Annotated in this window: 16 protein-coding genes; 12 read left to right on the top strand and 4 right to left on the bottom strand. The window is 51.3% G+C overall.

Annotated elements, in window-relative coordinates:
- Positions 1 to 118: 118 nt before the first annotated feature.
- Positions 119 to 1,510, bottom strand: a complete 1,392-nt coding sequence (locus ACFQO4_RS05325; protein WP_500259915.1) for a sulfatase-like hydrolase/transferase — start codon at positions 1,508 to 1,510, stop codon at positions 119 to 121.
- A 105-nt stretch (positions 1,511 to 1,615) separates the two neighbouring features.
- Between ACFQO4_RS05325 and ACFQO4_RS05320 the strand changes: the two genes are divergently transcribed.
- Together ACFQO4_RS05320 and ACFQO4_RS05315 are read left to right on the top strand one after the other, a co-directional pair.
- Positions 1,616 to 2,725, top strand: a complete 1,110-nt coding sequence (locus ACFQO4_RS05320; protein ID WP_500259914.1) for a glycosyltransferase family 4 protein — start codon at positions 1,616 to 1,618, stop codon at positions 2,723 to 2,725.
- Positions 2,726 to 2,782: 57 nt separating this feature from the next.
- Entirely contained in the window at positions 2,783 to 4,249 is a 1,467-nt protein-coding gene (locus tag ACFQO4_RS05315) for a hypothetical protein (protein WP_500259913.1), read from the top strand.
- 2 nt (positions 4,250 to 4,251) lie between these two features.
- On the opposite strand, the gene wecB is transcribed toward ACFQO4_RS05315, so the two are convergent.
- Entirely contained in the window at positions 4,252 to 5,316 is a 1,065-nt protein-coding gene (gene wecB / locus ACFQO4_RS05310) for a non-hydrolyzing UDP-N-acetylglucosamine 2-epimerase (RefSeq protein WP_500259912.1), read from the bottom strand.
- 142 nt (positions 5,317 to 5,458) lie between these two features.
- Between wecB and ACFQO4_RS05305 the strand changes: the two genes are divergently transcribed.
- Genes ACFQO4_RS05305 through ACFQO4_RS05290 form a run of 4 tightly spaced genes read left to right on the top strand, consistent with a single transcriptional unit; the run spans position 5,459 to position 9,425 of the window.
- Positions 5,459 to 6,007 (top strand): acyltransferase, encoded by a 549-nt coding sequence (locus tag ACFQO4_RS05305; RefSeq protein WP_500259911.1) that lies wholly within the window; start codon positions 5,459 to 5,461, stop codon positions 6,005 to 6,007.
- A gap of 17 nt (positions 6,008 to 6,024) precedes the next feature.
- Complete coding sequence (locus tag ACFQO4_RS05300) at positions 6,025 to 7,077, top strand: DegT/DnrJ/EryC1/StrS family aminotransferase (protein ID WP_500259910.1); 1,053 nt, start codon at positions 6,025 to 6,027, stop codon at positions 7,075 to 7,077.
- A complete protein-coding gene (locus ACFQO4_RS05295; RefSeq protein WP_500259909.1) occupies positions 7,067 to 8,044 on the top strand; it encodes a Gfo/Idh/MocA family oxidoreductase in 978 nt (325 codons plus the stop codon). Before ACFQO4_RS05300 ends, ACFQO4_RS05295 begins: the two co-directional genes overlap by 11 nt.
- Positions 8,037 to 9,425 carry a nucleotide sugar dehydrogenase gene (locus ACFQO4_RS05290; RefSeq protein ID WP_500259908.1) on the top strand — a complete coding sequence of 463 codons (1,389 nt, stop codon included), beginning with the start codon at positions 8,037 to 8,039 and terminating at the stop codon, positions 9,423 to 9,425. The genes ACFQO4_RS05295 and ACFQO4_RS05290 overlap by 8 nt, the downstream gene beginning before the upstream one ends.
- Positions 9,426 to 9,509: 84 nt before the next feature.
- Here ACFQO4_RS05290 and ACFQO4_RS05285 read toward each other — a convergent pair whose 3' ends face one another.
- On the bottom strand, positions 9,510 to 10,676 hold the full coding sequence (locus tag ACFQO4_RS05285; RefSeq protein WP_500259907.1) for a glycosyltransferase family 2 protein: 1,167 nt from the start codon (positions 10,674 to 10,676) through the stop codon (positions 9,510 to 9,512).
- 530 nt (positions 10,677 to 11,206) lie between these two features.
- On the opposite strand from ACFQO4_RS05285, the gene ACFQO4_RS05280 reads away from it, so the two are divergent.
- Entirely contained in the window at positions 11,207 to 11,512 is a 306-nt protein-coding gene (locus ACFQO4_RS05280; RefSeq protein WP_500260462.1) for a DUF5615 family PIN-like protein, read from the top strand.
- A gap of 24 nt (positions 11,513 to 11,536) precedes the next feature.
- Here ACFQO4_RS05280 and ACFQO4_RS05275 read toward each other — a convergent pair whose 3' ends face one another.
- Positions 11,537 to 12,994 (bottom strand): sugar transferase, encoded by a 1,458-nt coding sequence (locus ACFQO4_RS05275; RefSeq protein ID WP_500259906.1) that lies wholly within the window; start codon positions 12,992 to 12,994, stop codon positions 11,537 to 11,539.
- A 448-nt stretch (positions 12,995 to 13,442) separates the two neighbouring features.
- On the opposite strand from ACFQO4_RS05275, the gene ACFQO4_RS05270 reads away from it, so the two are divergent.
- From ACFQO4_RS05270 to ACFQO4_RS05250, 5 genes are all read left to right on the top strand, one after another.
- Positions 13,443 to 13,952 (top strand): OB-like fold-containing membrane protein, encoded by a 510-nt coding sequence (locus tag ACFQO4_RS05270; RefSeq protein ID WP_500259905.1) that lies wholly within the window; start codon positions 13,443 to 13,445, stop codon positions 13,950 to 13,952.
- Positions 13,945 to 14,442 carry a metal-dependent hydrolase gene (locus ACFQO4_RS05265; protein WP_500259904.1) on the top strand — a complete coding sequence of 166 codons (498 nt, stop codon included), beginning with the start codon at positions 13,945 to 13,947 and terminating at the stop codon, positions 14,440 to 14,442. Before ACFQO4_RS05270 ends, ACFQO4_RS05265 begins: the two co-directional genes overlap by 8 nt.
- Positions 14,443 to 14,509: 67 nt before the next feature.
- A complete protein-coding gene (gene aglF, locus ACFQO4_RS05260) occupies positions 14,510 to 15,247 on the top strand; it encodes a UTP--glucose-1-phosphate uridylyltransferase AglF (RefSeq protein WP_500259903.1) in 738 nt (245 codons plus the stop codon).
- 187 nt (positions 15,248 to 15,434) lie between these two features.
- Positions 15,435 to 16,565 (top strand): DUF4330 family protein, encoded by a 1,131-nt coding sequence (locus ACFQO4_RS05255; protein ID WP_500259902.1) that lies wholly within the window; start codon positions 15,435 to 15,437, stop codon positions 16,563 to 16,565.
- Between the two features lie 12 nt (positions 16,566 to 16,577).
- On the top strand, positions 16,578 to 17,420 hold the full coding sequence (locus ACFQO4_RS05250) for a hypothetical protein (RefSeq protein ID WP_500259901.1): 843 nt from the start codon (positions 16,578 to 16,580) through the stop codon (positions 17,418 to 17,420).
- Positions 17,421 to 17,436: the final 16 nt, after the last annotated feature.

The raw sequence follows: 17,436 nt of genomic DNA, 5'->3' as shown, positions 1-17,436 counted from the left end.
GAAGGATTCTTGATCACTCGAGTACACGTATAGCCAGACGGAAATTCCGTTCTCAGTACACTGTGTTCTGATTTGCTTAGGAAGAAGGCCAGTCCCGCCTGTTGTTCCTAATCAGTGCTCAATCTAAATATCCTAAATCCCGAAGATGGTCTTCATTAGCACTGTAATCAATAGAACGGTTTTCTGATTGATACTCTACAACATCACCCCGCTCCCGAATTTTTGAGTAGAGGTCAGTATGTGCTCTTGTTAGATTGTTTGCCTCTCTATAACCATCTACATCATGAATTCCCACAACTTCCTCTTCAAGCCCATTGACGTTAGTGTAGACAATTTGATCTTCACCTGATCGACGCAACCCAAAGCATTTTTCTCCGGATTCTGCACGAACCCCCTGGAATGTTGTTATTGATCCGTCTTCAGGCTCTTCCCATTCTGACACCATGAAAACATGGTCCCGAGAAATATCTGAAGGTTGCAGTGGGGTCTCTTCAAGAATCCCTGAAATATTGGTTAGAACGCGCTTCAAGTCGATTAGACTAACTAAATTATCGTTCGGCGAGTTTGGCCACTGGGGGCATCCTATAATAAATGGCACACGAACAATGTCTTCCCAGAAGGCTGGTGGGACGTGTCCCAGCATTCCGTATGTTTCACGGTCTAATATCTCTCCGTGATCAGCAGTTATCACTACAACATCTTTACTTGGATCGAAATGTCCCTGGTTCTCAATAGCTGAGATGAAATTGGCTATTTCATCCCGGATGTAATTGCAACATGCTTCATATGCTGCCCTGAGATCTTCCAACTCCTCATCCGAGAGTAATTCTCCATTTGATTTTATCGCGTTTCGAGTGAACTCTCCTAGTTTGCTTTGAGACCGTTGCTCATGGAATGTCTGAGCGTTGAGATACTCTTCTGGAGGCTGATATGGGTGGTGGGTGTCCATATAATGCAGCCAACAAAAAACTGGGGGGTTTGACTGTCGCTCCTTGAGCCAGTCAAGTGCCTCCTTATTTAGAGAATTTGCACTTCTGTAGAACGATTTCTCTTCACCTCCCAGGGCTAACGCTGGCTCTATAATATTAAAATATGCCGACTCAAAAAGACCGAATATAGAGTTAAGCGACGTGCCCTTGATAGTGTTCACAATCTGTTTTTTTCGGCCTGGACTTCCACGATTTCCTGCTGAAAATCCTCTATCATAATTGTATTCGCTGCCGAATAAGTAATTGTCTGTCCAAAGGCCACAATCATACCCAGCATTTTCAAACTCCTCTGCAAGGGGGGATGGATCACCTGATTCTGGAAGTCCCCACGCATCTATTTCATCTGTATATTTGCCTGTGTTAATGGCTGGCATCGCTGAACTGGTGTATGACGCTGGTGAAATTGCATTAGTGAAATTGACCCCGTTGACCTGCTCTGCCAGTTCTTGACTGCTATTCACGAACCAAGAATATGAAAGTGAGTCGACTGAGAGAACGAAAACGTTTGGTTGATCTGCCATGCGCTGTCATCTGTTAGACAGGGTTACAAAGCTATTGATATTTCCAAATGCGAATTAGGGCGCGTCTCTGACAACGTTTTTATATAGGACGTGCAGAGATTTCATATGATGGATGGAGTTCACTTGACAACTGCACATACACCACTTGACACACGTATCTTCGATAAAGAGGCAAAAAGCCTCGCGGAATATGGTTTTGATATTGGGATTATGGCCCATAACACCCCAAATAACGAAAAACACCAACTTTCGTTTTATGATTTGGGCACACCGTCTACACGCATTGACCGATGGAAGAGCGTTCTACAGGTTGCTAGAAAAGCAAAAGAATTAGATGCCTCTATTTATCATTTCCATGATCCGGAGTTAATACCAGTTGGTTTGTACCTCTCTAAGATAACTGATTCTGCTATAATCTATGACGTGCATGAGGACTATGGACATATTGTATCGATGAGAGAGTGGATCCCAAACGTAGTAACCCCATTTCTTTCGAGGGGAGTTCCCCAAATAGAGAGATATGCAGCTTCTCAATTTGATGCTGTAGTTACTGTTTCAGAATGGATTGCAGAACCGTTCGTCGGCATAAATGATAATGTCTGTATTGCACATAATTTCCCAAAAGTCGATTCACAACCTCCTCGTACTAAATCGATTGAAAGGAACTCTGAATATGTGCTTTGCTATGTAGGTGGTCTAGTAGATGTCCGAGGCATCTATCGTATGTTGCGTGTCCTAAAAGTTTTAGTCGAGCGTGGTATCGATATTGAGTTGTGGGCTATCGGATCATGGAAACCTGATGCAAACAAAGCACAGGCAAAACAGTTCATTCAAGAACACGAATTAACTTCTCGCGTTGTATTCCCCGGATATTTGGATCACGATGAAATGTTCCAGCATCTATATTCGGCAGATGTTGGCCTTGCTCTACTAGATGTTCAGCATTATCAAAAAGGAGTGCCGACAAAACTTTTCGAATACCTTTATGCTGGATTACCAATTGTTGTAACTCCGATTGATGCGATCGGCAAATATATGCCTGAAAAATATTGTCACATTGCCCCACAAGACGATATAATGGTAACAGCAGATACCGTAGAAACGGCACTCAAGACTGACTATGATGATCATGAGATGCGGTCACTTGTAGAGGAGAAGTATAGTTGGGAGGCTGAATCTAAGTCTCTTATATCTCTGTATAATAGATTGCTCTAGTTCCAACACACTACATAAACGCCATCGTTATATACGTTTATCAATACTATATTGATAATGACGGACTCTGACCGTTTTCGAAACCAATATCTTTTGACGTCTGCTGACAGACCTGGTGAATATACTAGCTGGCCACATGAATCTGTTGGCGAGAACCTAACACTTTATTCCCATCCAGATTTACCGATTTGCTCTGCTTCTAGGAATAAAACTAACATAGTGTGTATTGGGTATATATTGGACCCCTTTTCGCCAAAAAAATCAAATGCTGAGATTCTTAGTCAGTTAGCCTCTAATCTCAATGCTGGTGCTGACCCGTTCGACAAAACTAGTCACTTAAGTGGGAGATATGTATTAATTATTGACCAACCGGAAAACCAATTAGTGATCCCGGATGCTGGAGCTCTTCGCCCAATTATGTATGGTCGTATTGGTGACGATTTAGTTATCACATCTTCACCAAAACTGTCTCTTACGTGGTTAGATACAGAACAGAAAATAAATAAATCTAAAGAAAACTACATACCTCGCATCGGCTGGCGAGTGGGTAGAGGTACAGACGATGATCGTTTAACGCGCGTCCTGGCGAATCATTTCCTTGATCTGGAAAAGCAGTCACAGTCTCGGAGTCCCTATTCTTCTCCTTCTACTACCGAATCTATAGAGCACTCTTCAGAACTTCTGGAGGGATCTCTTAGAGCGATTGTTGATCGATTCGAAAATCCTCAGATGTGGATATCTGGCGGATTAGATTCTCGGATGCTTATTGCCGCATCAAAACCAATTTCAGACCAATGTCAATATATCGTCTTCGACCGGAATGATGTTAAAGAAACAGATGTAAGCATTGCCCAACAGTTGGAAGTAGAATTAGACATCGATGTTACGACAGTTAACCTGAAACCCGCTAGCTCTTCATTCAAAAATAAAATTAAGTCCAATTTTTGCTCACCCAGATATGATAACACTCTTGCGAATGTTGAATGGACCGGAAATAACCAATCAGAAGACGGCATTGTAATCTCAGGAATCGTATCAGAAGTAGGACGAACATTCTACGAACACCCAACAAAAGAACTCTCGGTTGATCTTTGTCATACTTTGGCCCACCTACCACGAACAGAGTATAGCTTTAGAGAACTCAATAATTGGCTCGATAGCGCAAAAGAATATGAAAAAGAGAGTGGGATTAACCCATATGATCTGTTCTATTGGGAGCAGAAAATCAGCAATTGGGGAGCACGAGCCGGACGTGAACTAGATTTGGTAAGCGAGTTAGCTGCTCCATTTGCAAACCGTGAATTACTCCACACGATTTTGCAGACGCCTCGCGAGGATCGCCGTCCGCCGAATTATACTACCTCTCGGAGAATCATACAAAACTGTTGGCCAGAATGTCTAGAAGTCCCTATCAACCCAGATAAAACGCTACCGGATAAGCTGATGAGCTACGTTAAATCAAGATCTCAAACAAGCTTACTACATTACAAGATTAAAGAAGCCTATTACACCGCAAAGTATTGATTTTATTGTAAGTCCTCTAAGGCCCGAACTATTTTACTTGCTGCTGTACCGTCACCATATGGCTGTGCATCTGATTCTGGATGAGGTGGGTCTAATAACGCCTCTCTAATTAGTTCAGGATCTGCTCCGACCAATATATTTCCCTCAGTCTCAACTGTTTCTGGCCATTCTGTTTCTTCTCGTAGTGTGATGCAGGGGGTGCTGAGGAAAAATGCTTCTTTTTGAATACCTCCTGAATCAGTCACAATTACACTTGCGTTTGCTTGAAGTTTAATAAAATCAAGATAGCCAAGCGGGTCAATGAGTAAAAGTTTCTCTTCGGCTTTCTGCAGTAGATTGTAGCGGGAAAGCCGATCCCTCGTTCTTGGATGGGCAGGAAAGACGATAGGGCGTTGATCCTCTATTAAGGACGAAAGGATGGTTTCCAGCCGGTCCTGGTTATCTGTGTTTCGGGGTCGATGAACTGTCGCAAGGAGGTAATCTGTATCTATGAGATTGAGGTCTTCAAGCACCGTTGATTGTTTTGCAGCCCTTTCATGTGCCCATAATAATGAGTCATACATAACGTCACCTACATTATGGATGTTTTTTGTGATATCTTCATTCTTTAATTGTTCTATAGCACGTTCACTCGGAGTGAATAAGATATCCGACACATGGTCAGTTAGCACTCGATTTATCTCTTCTGGCATATCACGATTAAAACTTCGGAGGCCAGCCTCAACGTGTGCGAGCTGTACATCCATCTTTGAGGCAACGATGGCTGCTGCGAGTGTTGAGTTCGTATCTCCATAACAGAGTACGATATCCGATTGATGCTCATTTATAACCTTTTCAAGTTCAACCATCATCTGGGCGGTTTGCTTTGCGTGGCTTTCAGAACCAACGCCTAAGTTATGATCAGGTTCAGGAATACCAAGCTCATTGAAAAACACATCGGAAAGTTCCCTATCATAATGCTGCCCAGTATGAACGAGCACTTCGTTATGATGTGATTGAAGTTCTCGCGAGACAACAAACGCCTTGATGAATTGTGGCCGAGCACCGACCACAGAGAGTACGTTCATAATTGTATACGAAACCTACCACGGTGTTTTCTTATGTCATTCGATACTGTCGTTAGGAACTCCTTCTGCTGGGGTCATATAAACCGGAAGATTCTCAGGGATTGGCTACATTCTAAATAGACATAAACACCAAGAGAAGAACATGAAGGAGACAGCTATAATTGGATACGAGTATACGGAGGACTCACAAGAGCCGCGTATAGGGACTGATTCAACGATCAGGCCTGGAACGATAATCTACAATGATGTCGCAATTGGCGACCATTTTTCCACTGGGCATCATGCACTCGTTCGAGAATTGACCGACATCGGTGATAATGTACTCGTCGGAACAAACAGTATCATAGATGGTCGATCAACGGTTGGTTCAAACGTCAGCTTGCAGACCGGGGTTTACGTCCCCTCGAATACGACGGTCGGGGACCAGGTATTCATCGGCCCGCACGCAGTACTGACAAATGATCAATACCCAGTCCGACAAGACACAGAACTAACAGGACCAATAATAGAGGATCACGTCTCTATCGGAGCGAACGCAACGATTCTACCTGACGTTTCTATTGAGGAAGGTTCGTTCGTCGCAGCTGGCTCGGTTGTTGTTGATGACGTACCGCCGCAGACGCTCGCAGTTGGAACCCCGGCTGAACACCGACCACTACCAGAAAACCTCCAGGGGGGGAACGACATTTGATTCCGATTGCAAACCCAATGATCAGCGACAAAGCAAAGGAACGTGTTGAGGCAGTTCTCGACAGTGGAATGCTCGCTGATGGGCCGGAAGTCCGGGAATTTGAGCGCGAATTTGCTGATTACTGCGGGGTTGAACACGCAGTGGGAACAGCGAACGGGACGACCGCCTTACACGCTGCTCTTGAAGCACTCGATATTGGTGATGGCGATTTCGTTCTGACGACTCCGTTTTCGTTTATTGCGACGGCGAACGCAATCCGCTTTACCGGCGCCGAACCGGTTTTTGCAGATATCGACCCAGAGACCTACAATCTCGATCCTGATTCAATACGGAAAATAACATACGAACGGGATATCGATGCGATTGTTCCAGTTCATCTCTACGGTCTCCCTGCAGAGATGGACCCAATTTGTAAGATTGCCACTGAGCTCGACATTCCAGTAATTGAAGACGCTGCACAGGCACACGGAGCAATGTATCAGGGTGATAGGGTTGGATCAATCGGAGACGTCGCCTGTTTCTCGTTCTATCCGACAAAGAATATGACGACAGGGGAAGGCGGGATGATCGTTACCGATCGAGACGATATTGCTTCGTCCCTTCGTCAGTTCATTAACCACGGTCGGACGGGATCGTATGAACACGAAACGGTCGGGCACAATTTCCGTATGACCAGTATCGCAGCTGCAATTGGACGAGTGCAGCTACAGCAACTTCCGGACTTCATCGAAATGCGCAGAAAGAACGCAGAACAGCTAACTAATGGACTCAGATCGACGTCACTTGTTACGCCATCTGAACCGAGTCACATGAAACACGTTTACCATCAGTACACGGTACGGAGCAGTGACCGAGACGACTTCAAGTCGTATCTCTTGAGTCAAGATATCGGTTCGGGCGTCTACTATCCAACGTGTATTCATAACCAACCGGCATATGAGAATCTGGAAGCAACGGCACCGAACGCAGAGGCTGCTGCAGACACGGTTTTCTCACTACCAGCCCACCCAACTGTATCGGCGAACGACATTAAACACATAATTGATGTGATCACTAATTATGAGCCGTAAGGAAATGGACATTGGCGTTATCGGGGTTGGCTCGATGGGCCAGCATCACGCGCGGGTATATAGTGAAATACCGAACGTAAATCTCGTCGGAATCTCTGATCTTGACGAGGAACGCGCAAGCACTCTCGCCCAAAAGCACGATACATCGGTGATGGATAGCGACGAACTGTTGGCTACTGTCGATGCTGTTTCAGTTGTCGTCCCGACCCAATTTCACTACGAGATGGTGACGACGTGTCTCGATGCAGATGTTGCGACGTTCGTGGAAAAACCTGTCTTGGATAACCTCAATCGTGCTGAGGATCTTCGATCACGGGTTGAATCTGCAGATGTACCCGTACAGGTTGGCCATATTGAACGATTCAATCCAGCGATAACCGCACTAAAAGAGATTATCGATGATTTGTCAATCGTCAGTATCCGAGCACAGCGGCTCGGCCCATCACCTGACCGAGAAATAAAGGATAGTGCAATCTTGGATCTAATGATCCACGATATCGATATTGTTCTGTCCCTCTTCGGAGATAGGCCTTCCTCGGTCACAGCAGCTGGTGTCAAAGAGAACCGACATGCTTCGGCACTCCTGGGATTTAGTAGGGGTCGAATGGCATCACTCACTGCAAGCCGAAAGACACAGCAGAAAGTCCGGACCCTCGAAATCACCGCAGAGGAGTGTTTCATCGAACTTGATTACATCGATCAGTCGATAGAGATTCACCGGAATTCGGTCCCAGAATACATCGAAAAGAATGGAGACGTACGGTTCAAACATACGAATCTTGTGGAGCGCCCAACCATTCAAACTAACGAACCGCTACGCAAAGAACTTGAATCGTTCATCGAGACGGCAAGGTCTAACTCAACACCAGAAGTTACTGTCCAGGATGGAATTGATGCGCTCGCAGTAGCTTTAGAGATTGAAGGAATAGCCAACTCCGAAATACAGGAAGTGAATTTTGATGAGTGAGAGCAACACGTCACAGGCCGGTGTCACGAAACTCTATGGGTCGGACAGCAATGAAACGCTTCAACGAGAGGCCTTCCTGAACGGTGAAATCCCGGTTGCTGTCTACGGGTTAGGGAAAATGGGCCTCCCCCTGGCGTCAGTATTCGGTGAAACCTGTGGAAACGTCATCGGAGCAGATATCGATCCAGAAGTGGTAGCGACTATACAGAGTGGAAATAGTCATATTAAACGAGAGCCCGGTCTTGGAGATCTCGTTGAGAAACTTGTTACATCCAACGATCTCCGAGCAACTAAGGAACCCCGTAAGGCAGCACAGTTGGCGTCAGTTCACGTAGTTATCGTTCCAACGCCGATCACTGATGAGAAAGAGCCCGATTTGGCTATCCTGGACGCCGTTATTTCGGATATCGCAACGGGGCTAGACGAAGGCGATTTGGTGCTAATCGAGTGTACCGTTCCGCCCAAAACGACAGAAGAGCGCGTGTTTGAACAGCTAAAATCCGAGTCTTCGCTCTCTGAGGGCGAGTTTGGGGTCGCGTTCTGCCCTGAGCGCACCTCCTCGGGCCGAGCCTTGAAGGATATTCGAGGTGCATATCCGAAAGTTGTTGGAGGTATTGATACTGAAAGTACGCGAGCGGCATCTATTATCTATAGTGAAGTGAATTCCGAGGGGGTGCTTGAAGTTTCAGATTCGACAACTGCTGAAGCAATAAAAGTGTTCGAAGGAGTATATCGAGACGTCAACATCGCTTTAGCGAACGAATTGGCACGATTTACCGACGAACTTGGAATTGATGTCCGTGAAGCAATAGAGGTCGCAAATACCCAACCGTTCTGTAATATCCACGACCCTGGTCCAGGGGTGGGTGGTCATTGCATTCCGTACTATCCATACTTCCTGATCAAACCGTTTGACGCTCCTTCGCCGCTTCTCTCCACTGCCCGAGAGGTGAACGATTCGATGCCGGAATTCACCGTCTCGAAAGTATGTGAAGGACTAAAGACAGAGGGCATTGACGTTGAAAATGCCACTGTAGTGATTCTTGGATTGACATACCGACCCGGTGTCGAGGAGATCCGAGCTTCTCCGTCGATTCCAATTTCACGAGAACTAACGCAACTCGGGGCAGAAGTCTATGGAGCTGATCCCCTCCTTGAAACGTTTGAGGAATTCAATGTTGAACCAATTACAACTGAAGACATCTATCAACTAGATGTTGATGCTGTCGTACTCGTTACACCGCATGATGAGTTTAAATCGATTCGATGGAAGGAATTAGACTCCTGCGAAAATGGACCTCCCGTCATCATTGATGGACGGGCAACGCTTGGTGATATGAATACTTGGCGCTACACAATTGGGTCAGGAGCGAATAATTAGTAAGTAGCCAATAATATGGTGAGTATCACTTGCTAAGTCGGATTGTTCAAAGTTAAAGATTATCTTTGAGAATATACTAACAATTCATTCTCCGGAACGATCAGCTGTTTCCCAGACGACGATGTTCCTTCCACGTAGGAAATTCATTAACCCGAGAAACATACCATAGTTTGCCTGAAGGAAATAATACGGGACGTGAATAGCTAATGGGCTTTCAATATCGAACCGATCTGTAAGCCAACCAATTGCGGCAAGCAGATAGAACAAAAACTGCCCACCTAGTAACAATTGATACATAATCGAATCTACTGTTGCTGCTAAACCGATGTTTGTGATGAAAACTATGATCAACAGTATGGGAGAGAGCCATCGTAATATCTTGTGTGACCAAAGTTGGTATGCGAATTGCAGGTCACGAAATGGATTCAACAATTCGGGAAAACTAGCTATGCTGTTCCAACTTCTAGTAACAATTCGTATTCGGCGCTGAAGTTCTGTTGCTGTTGAATCACTTGTTTCTTCCCAGGCGACGGCATCTGGAGCATATTTGACGAATTCTCCGTTTTGGATAATTGAAAGTGGTTCAGTGAAATCACTTATTGCAGCGGTCGGTTGAGGCACGTACGATTCCGATTTAACCGCATAAATCGAACCGTTCCCGCTGACAGGCGAATGAACACGCGATTCAAGCCGCTTAATCCAGGACTCGTATTTCCAGTAGAATGATTCGCCTTGGACGGCACTCGAGTCTCGATATCGTAATTCGCCTACAACACAACCGACATTTGAGGAAAACCCTTGAGCGAGTTCAGTTATTGCGTCAGATTCATAGATACTATTGGCGTCTGAAAAGACGAGTAAATCTGCATCAGATTTGCTTGCAACGCGGTTTTGACATTCGGTTTTCCCAACCCGTCCTTCAATTCGAATTAGAGAAACCCCTTGCTCTTCATATCCCACTACTATTTCGTCCGTCCTATCGTTCGATTCGTCAGAGAATACTATAATATCGAGTAGATCTGATGGGTAGTCCAGTTGAAGACTATTTTCAATTTTTTCGGCAATGACATCCTCTTCATTGTATGCTGCGATAATCAGCGCAACGCTTGGCAAACTAGTTGCTTCATTTGACCGAGTTTCTCCTCGAAACAGAGTCCAGAGCTTGAGAGATATTGGATACAAGAAGAATGTATGGACTAATCCCAGAACAGTTCCCCAGAACAGAATTTTCAGTAATAATTCCCAGACCATTGTTTATATTAAGAATACTTGTGGCAATCAATACTGGATAGATACTGAGAAATCTGTCTCATTTCCATATCTCATAATCACAATCCTCCTTCAAGAATATGTCCATCTAACATCGATTTCGCTTCTAAAGTAGCTTTTTTATAGTGTCTGTTGTCTCTTCTAGTTTTAATGACTTAAGAGCCTCTTTCACGTCCGGGTAGACCTTCTGTGCGACTCGTAGAATACGCATGGACCGATGCTTTCCCGAAACGAGGCAAGAAGGTGGTGATTGTCGTCCATTGTGACAGCGGCGCCCGTCTCAATACTCGCCGATCGTCTCATGCCTCGAGAATCGGGGTCGGGAACGTCGCGAGTGCGTATGAGCACAGCGGCTACTCGCCGGACGAGATCATCGAACTGTACCCGCCGCTCTCACTCGCCGACGTCCAAAGCGGCACTATCGTACTACTACGCCAACATCGAGGAATTCCGGGACACGATGGGTGTCGAAAATACACACTCTCCGGCATGATCTACGCCGGTGAAAACGTCTGGAAACCCGTCCCAAATGGCTCCGCCGTCATGGATGGGACGTTACGACACCGGTCGAGGAAGACACGTTCGGATGCAGCGACGAGGAACATCTCAGATACGCCATCGAGCGTGGCTGGTGTCTATTGACGTTCGACGACGATTTTCTTTCGCTGGTCGAGGCACGGTTCTCGGACGTCGAACACGCGGGTTTCATCTTCGTTTCACAACACGGTCGTGACGTTGGTGAACTCGTGCAACGAATCGACCGGACTCTCGTCCACCACAGTAATCGTGATCTGTCCGGTGAAATCGTCTTTGCGTAAGTGCGATGATTCCCGGTATCGATTTCACCGTACTGTCTCCCACGTGTCCTCAACGACCTTCCACACTTGTCGAATAACGATCTTCACGTCGAACCAGAACGACTGCTGACGAATGTACTCGAGGTCGTAGCGCAACTTCATCCCGGGATTGGTGCTCTTCGCGTCGTTAATTTGTGCCAGTCCCGTCAGCCCGGGTTTCACGAACCAGCGCTTGCGCCAAGCGGGGGTGTCTTCCTCAAGGAGGATCTCCTCTTCGGTCCAGGCGGCCCGTGGGCCGACGACGCTCATCTTCCCGACGAGGATCGACCACAGCTGCGGGAGTTCGTCCAGGTGCGTCTTCCGTAACACGCGCCCAACACGTGTGATCCGGTCGTTCGACTCGTCGTCGACGGGCTCAGCGGAGTCCCCTTCGGGGACCATCGACCGGAACTTGTAGACGGGGAACGTCTCGCCGAAGCCGGCGGTTCGATGCTGTTTGTACAGCACTGGTCCCGGGCTGTCGAGTTTGACGGCCACCGCAATCACCACCATTAACGGCCCGAAGATCATCAGACCTACAGCAGTGAACACCACGTCGAACAGCCGCTTGAACACGTGATCGAGCGGGTCCCACGGCTCGAGGTCGACGTCCACCAGCTCCCCGACGTCGCCGGTGTTCACGAGCACGCTCGAGGCGTACTCCCGGTGGACCTTCGCCTCAACACCATGTTCGTGGCACGCATCCAGCGCGCCGAAGAACTCCGCGCGGTCGGCCCGGAAGAAGGCCAGGACGACGGTGTCGACGTCGTACTCGACCAGGACGTCTTCCAGCCGAGACAGCCCGCCGAGTCTGGTCATCGCGCCCAGGCGACCGTACTCGTCGATGGCCGCTTCGAGGTCCGCGAGCTGGTGCTCCTCGACCGTCCCACCGTCGGTCAAAATGCCGTCGACTTCTGCCTCGGATTTCCCGGCTACCGTAGGCCGGGTCGGGCATAGGTAGCCGATCACGGGTGCATCGATGACGGGCGCGACCCGTTCGATCTGGTGGAGGTCGTCGCCGACGATCAGCGTTCGACCCGTCTCGCCGGCCGGCCGTCGCCGCACCTGGAAGAACCAGACCGGCACCGCGACGGCCAGAATCGCGACGGTCATCGTGAGCGTCTGGCGGGGCAACCGGTGGGACCACTTGAAGTACCCCAGCGTCGCCATCGCCAATCCGGCTACGAGCACGCGTTTCTCGGCGATGAAGATCGTATCGAGGGCCCGTCGAGGCTGTGGCTTGTACAGGGGCAACAGCGCCCCGACCACCGTAATCGCACTTAGTGCCACCGCCCAGCGCAACGACGCCCCCGAGAGGATCGTCGGCTCGAGGCGGTCGAACACCGGCACGTACGTCGTGAACAGGCGCTGTGGGATCGGATGGTTCGCGACGAGGACGGCAGTAATCGCTAGCGCACATACCCCACTAGCGCTGACGATTCGGTACTGCCACCCCTTCAGCATCTACGTAAGGCACCCGTGTTCTGAAGATATATGTCTTTGGAAATTACAGGATTGCTTACACCAATCCACATAACGGTTGTGGCCGTTCGGTCGTTTCACTCCGATCACGTGAGGCGAGAATCACGTTGGCACACATTAGTTTGCTCCTGTATATTTTCACGCAAGTGAGGAAGTCTCGTGGAGTGTCGTCCACAGCCACACAACTATGGAGGCGACTGCGCGATAACGATCGGCTCCTCATCGACGAAACAGACCGCCCGAAAGAGCGCTCGCTCGCCAATACGTATGGCGTTCTCGAAGTGGAGGGTCTGGTCGGGTCGCCAGCCGGGAATTGTGGCGCATAACTCCCCAGTGTAACAGGATACTCCACAGACACCTAGAAATCCCGTCGAAGCACCAGTAGTGCAGAACGAAACGCCGAAGTGCTGACCGTGAGTCGGCAGAGACGATGCACACCGCGGTCCGTCTCGGACTGCTCGCCATCTGTCTCCTCGGGGCCGTCGGACTCGCGGTCCACTATGGGGCGACCTACGACGAACACTGGCCCCACCCGACGGGCGACCAGTTCGAGGGGAACGTCGAGGCCTACACCGGCGAGCGGGTACTCCTCTTCGGCGAGGTCCACGCGGTCGAGAACGACGCACTGACGATCCACGTGACCAACGACGCCGACGAGGTCGTCCTCGAGCTGACGGTCTACGGTCCTACCGAGTCAGTCGAACCCGGCGGTGTGGTCCAGGTCTATGGAGTCCTAGAGACCGATCGAACCATGACACCCGACGAGTTCGTCGTTGTGAACGAGAGTCCGACGGCTACCAGGTACAAGCACCTCGCTTCCCTCGTTGGCGGGCTCCTCGCCGCCGCGTACTTCCTTCGGCAGTGGCGAATCGACGTTACTGGAATTGGCTTCGAACCTCAGGCTACAAGCGATACGCGAGAGGTGCCCGACGATGGCTGACCTCCTCACACACGTCCTCGTGGCTTACGCCTGTTTTACAATTCTGCGCTGGCGCCTCGAGTGGCTCACGTCGCGCTGGCTCGCCGTCGGTCTCGTTGGCTCACTCCTGCCCGACCTCAACCGCATCGAACTGGTCATTTCCAACACCACAGTAGAAGCCACGACAGGTGTTCCCTTCGACTTCGACGCAATCCACACGCTCGGCGGCATCGCCGTCCTCGCTGCTATCGGCGCGCTCTGCTTTCGAACCTGCCGCCAGCGAGCGTTCGGTATGCTGTTCGTGGGGGCGCTCTCTCATCTCACGCTCGATGCGCTGAAAGTGTACGCCGACGCACAGTCAGGGGTCTGGCTGTACCCGCTCACCTGGTTCCGTCACCCGTCGCCGAACCTGTACGTCTCCTCGGATCCCGTCGTGCTCGCCTCGGCGCTCATCGTTGCCGTAGTTGTTAGGTGGGTCGATCGCTCGCTCGAACCGTCCACGCGGGAATAATTCCCAGTCGCTCGAGCGTAAACTCGAGCAAGAAAGTATTTGTGACCGGACCTAATTCGTTAATGTCATGCAAGCAGTCGTCCTTGCGGCCGGGAAAGGCACCCGGTTGCGCCCACTGACCGACGACAAACCGAAGGGCATGGTCGAGGTCGCCGGCAAGCCGATCCTCACCCACTGCCTCGAGCAGGTCGTCGACCTCGGCGCCGACGAGCTCATCGTCGTCGTCGGTTACGAGAAAGAAAAGATCATCGAACACTACGGCGACGACTTCCAGGGTGTTCCGATCACCTACACCCACCAGCGCGAACAGAAGGGACTGGCCCACGCCCTCCTCACTGTCGAGGAACACGTCGACAGCGACTTCATGCTAATTCTCGGGGACAACATCTTCCGGGCGAACCTCAGCGACGTCGTCAATCGACAGCGCGAACAGCGAGCCGATGCCGCGTTCCTCGTCGAGGAGGTTCCCTGGGAGGAGGCCTCCCGCTACGGGGTCTGTGACACCAACAAGTACGGCGAGATCACCGATGTGATCGAAAAACCAGAGGAACCGCCGTCGAACCTCGTGATGACGGGCTTCTATACATTTACGCCGGCAATCTTCCACGCCTGCCATCTGGTTCAGCCCTCGGCCCGCGACGAATACGAGATCAGCGAGGCCATCGACCTGTTGATCCAGTCCGGACGGACCATTGACGCCATCCGTCTAGACGGCTGGCGGGCTGACATCGGCTACCCCGAAGACCGGGACGCCGCCGAAGAACGGATTCGTGAAGAGGACAATCTCGAGACACCGGCGGCCTGAGTTCGGCGTTCCTCGAACCCGTTTCGAGTCGTTGGCCGCCTGAAATCTGTATTTGTTCGACCCCGTTTCGAGACGCTGACCACCGCTGCGTCGAGAACGCGGCCCCACGTCCTGCCTCTAACGATACATGACAACAGCTATAGTCCAGCGTCGGCCTTGCCAGAGATATGATCGTGGTGGCTGTCGTATGGAGTTGATCGACGACGAGGGCAACCTCTTTGGCCGCGTCAACGTCGTCGACGCACTCGTCGTCCTGGTCTTGCTGGCCGTCGTCGTCGCCGGCCTCGCCGTCGTCGGCGTACTCACGGGCGATGCCGAATCGGAAACCCGCTATGCGACGATCGACCTGGGAACCCAGTCCGAACACGTCGCCGAACAGATCTCGGAAGGTGACGTCATGTACCTCGAAGGGAGTAGCGACAACCTCACCGTGACCGACGTCTACCGGTCGGCGCCAGGTGACGATGAGGACCGCGCCGGCGGCGCGTCCGTCGTGATCCGGGCTGAGCTCAACGGGCAACTCGTCGAGGACGACCAGCGGGACGACCGCGTCTTCCAGTTCGATGGCGAACGCCTGCACGTGGGCCAGACCGTGACGATCGATACGCTCGAGTACACGACCGAGGGCGAAGTCCGATCGGTGGGTGGCGAGGAGACGACGCTGCCGGTAAACGAGACGGAACTGGTCCTAGAGACGACCGTTCCGACCGCGACGGCCGACGAGATCGCCGAAGGGGATACCTACCGTATCGCCGGTGACACCGTCGCGACTGTCGAGTCGGTACGGACGCACGTCGCCGGCGACAATCGTCGTCGCGTCGTCGTCGGACTCACCGCCAGGACGATCGACACCGGCTCCGGGCCGGCGATCGGCGATCAGCCAGTCGTGCTCGGGTCGACGATTCCCGTTCGGACCGACGCCTACGAACTCACAGGGAACGTCACGCGACGCGGAGCACTCGAGGAGTCCGGCGAGGAAACCACCGTGAGCGTCACGGCGACCCTCGATAACGTGAAACCAGACGTCGCCGACGGCCTCGAGGCTGGCATGACCGAAACCGAACGCGGCGAGACGGTCGCGACCATCGACACCGTCGAAACGGAACCCGCGTCGGTCATCCTCGAAAGCGAGGACGGCAACATCTACGAGCGCGACCATCCACGGAACCTCGACCTCACGCTCGAACTCGAACTCGAGGGTCGAGAGACCGAATCTGGGCTCCGATTCCACGGGGAACCACTTCGAGAGGGTGAGACGATCATCCTCGACTTCGGGACCGTCATCGTCACCGTCGAAGTAACAGATATCGATCGATAACTTACTACACTGATGACCGATTCACTCCGCGCGGCCTACGAACGTTCGACCGTCGTCACCGTCGTTGAGCGGGTTCGCCGGAGGCTTGCAACGGCATTCGCACGATCGTGGCTCGCCTCGCCGATCGTTCCCGGTCCCTCGAGCCGAGATGATCGGGATTCGCCCGATGAATCCACTGGCGTCGAGGACGAACGCGTTACGCCTGCAGAGGCGGCCGGAGCCGGGGCTCTCGGAGCTGACGACTCCACGACGGATCACAACTCCCGATCGTTCGTCGCACGAAAGACTGAGTCGTCGGTCGCGGCTTCGCACGGCCGGGCGATCCAGCGCTCTGTAACTCGCGCTGGCCGCTCCTCTCGACTCGTGGGAGCCGCGACCGTTCTCGCTCGGTACGTGACGTCGTCGGCGGTCTATCGCTGGTTCACGGCCGAACCCGAACCGGAGGTGATCGTCATCGACCTGCGTGAGACGAGAACTGTCGGGCCCATCTTCGCCATCCTCGATCGAGTAATCGCGTTCGTGACCGCCAGCCTCACGACCTCGCGTGTCGCCAGGACCGGGCGTTCGATCGCCGATCGGGTCAGCGCCCGTCCGATCCGGGTTCTGGGGGTGTGTCTTCTTTCAGCGCTCATCTCGAGCTTCCTCCTGTTGACGGTAACCGATGCGATCACTGTGCCTCTCGCCGTCGTCCACGGCCTGCTGGCCCTCGTGGCGGCCGCCGGAACGCGTTCGAACGCGACCCTCGAGGATCTGCGCTCGTCGCGGGCTGCTGCCCTTCTCAGCGCGATACTAGAGCCACCGGAACCGCCCGAACGAGTAGATGATGAGTCGTTGTCCGAGTCCGACCGACGGTGAGGGTGTCAACTCGAGC

The sequence above is a fragment of the Saliphagus sp. GCM10025334 genome (assembly GCF_042663485.1).
Lineage (GTDB): Archaea > Halobacteriota > Halobacteria > Halobacteriales > Natrialbaceae > Natronosalvus.
The sequence above is the reverse complement of the archived record's forward strand: the minus strand, read 5'-3'. Positions and strand labels throughout refer to the sequence as shown.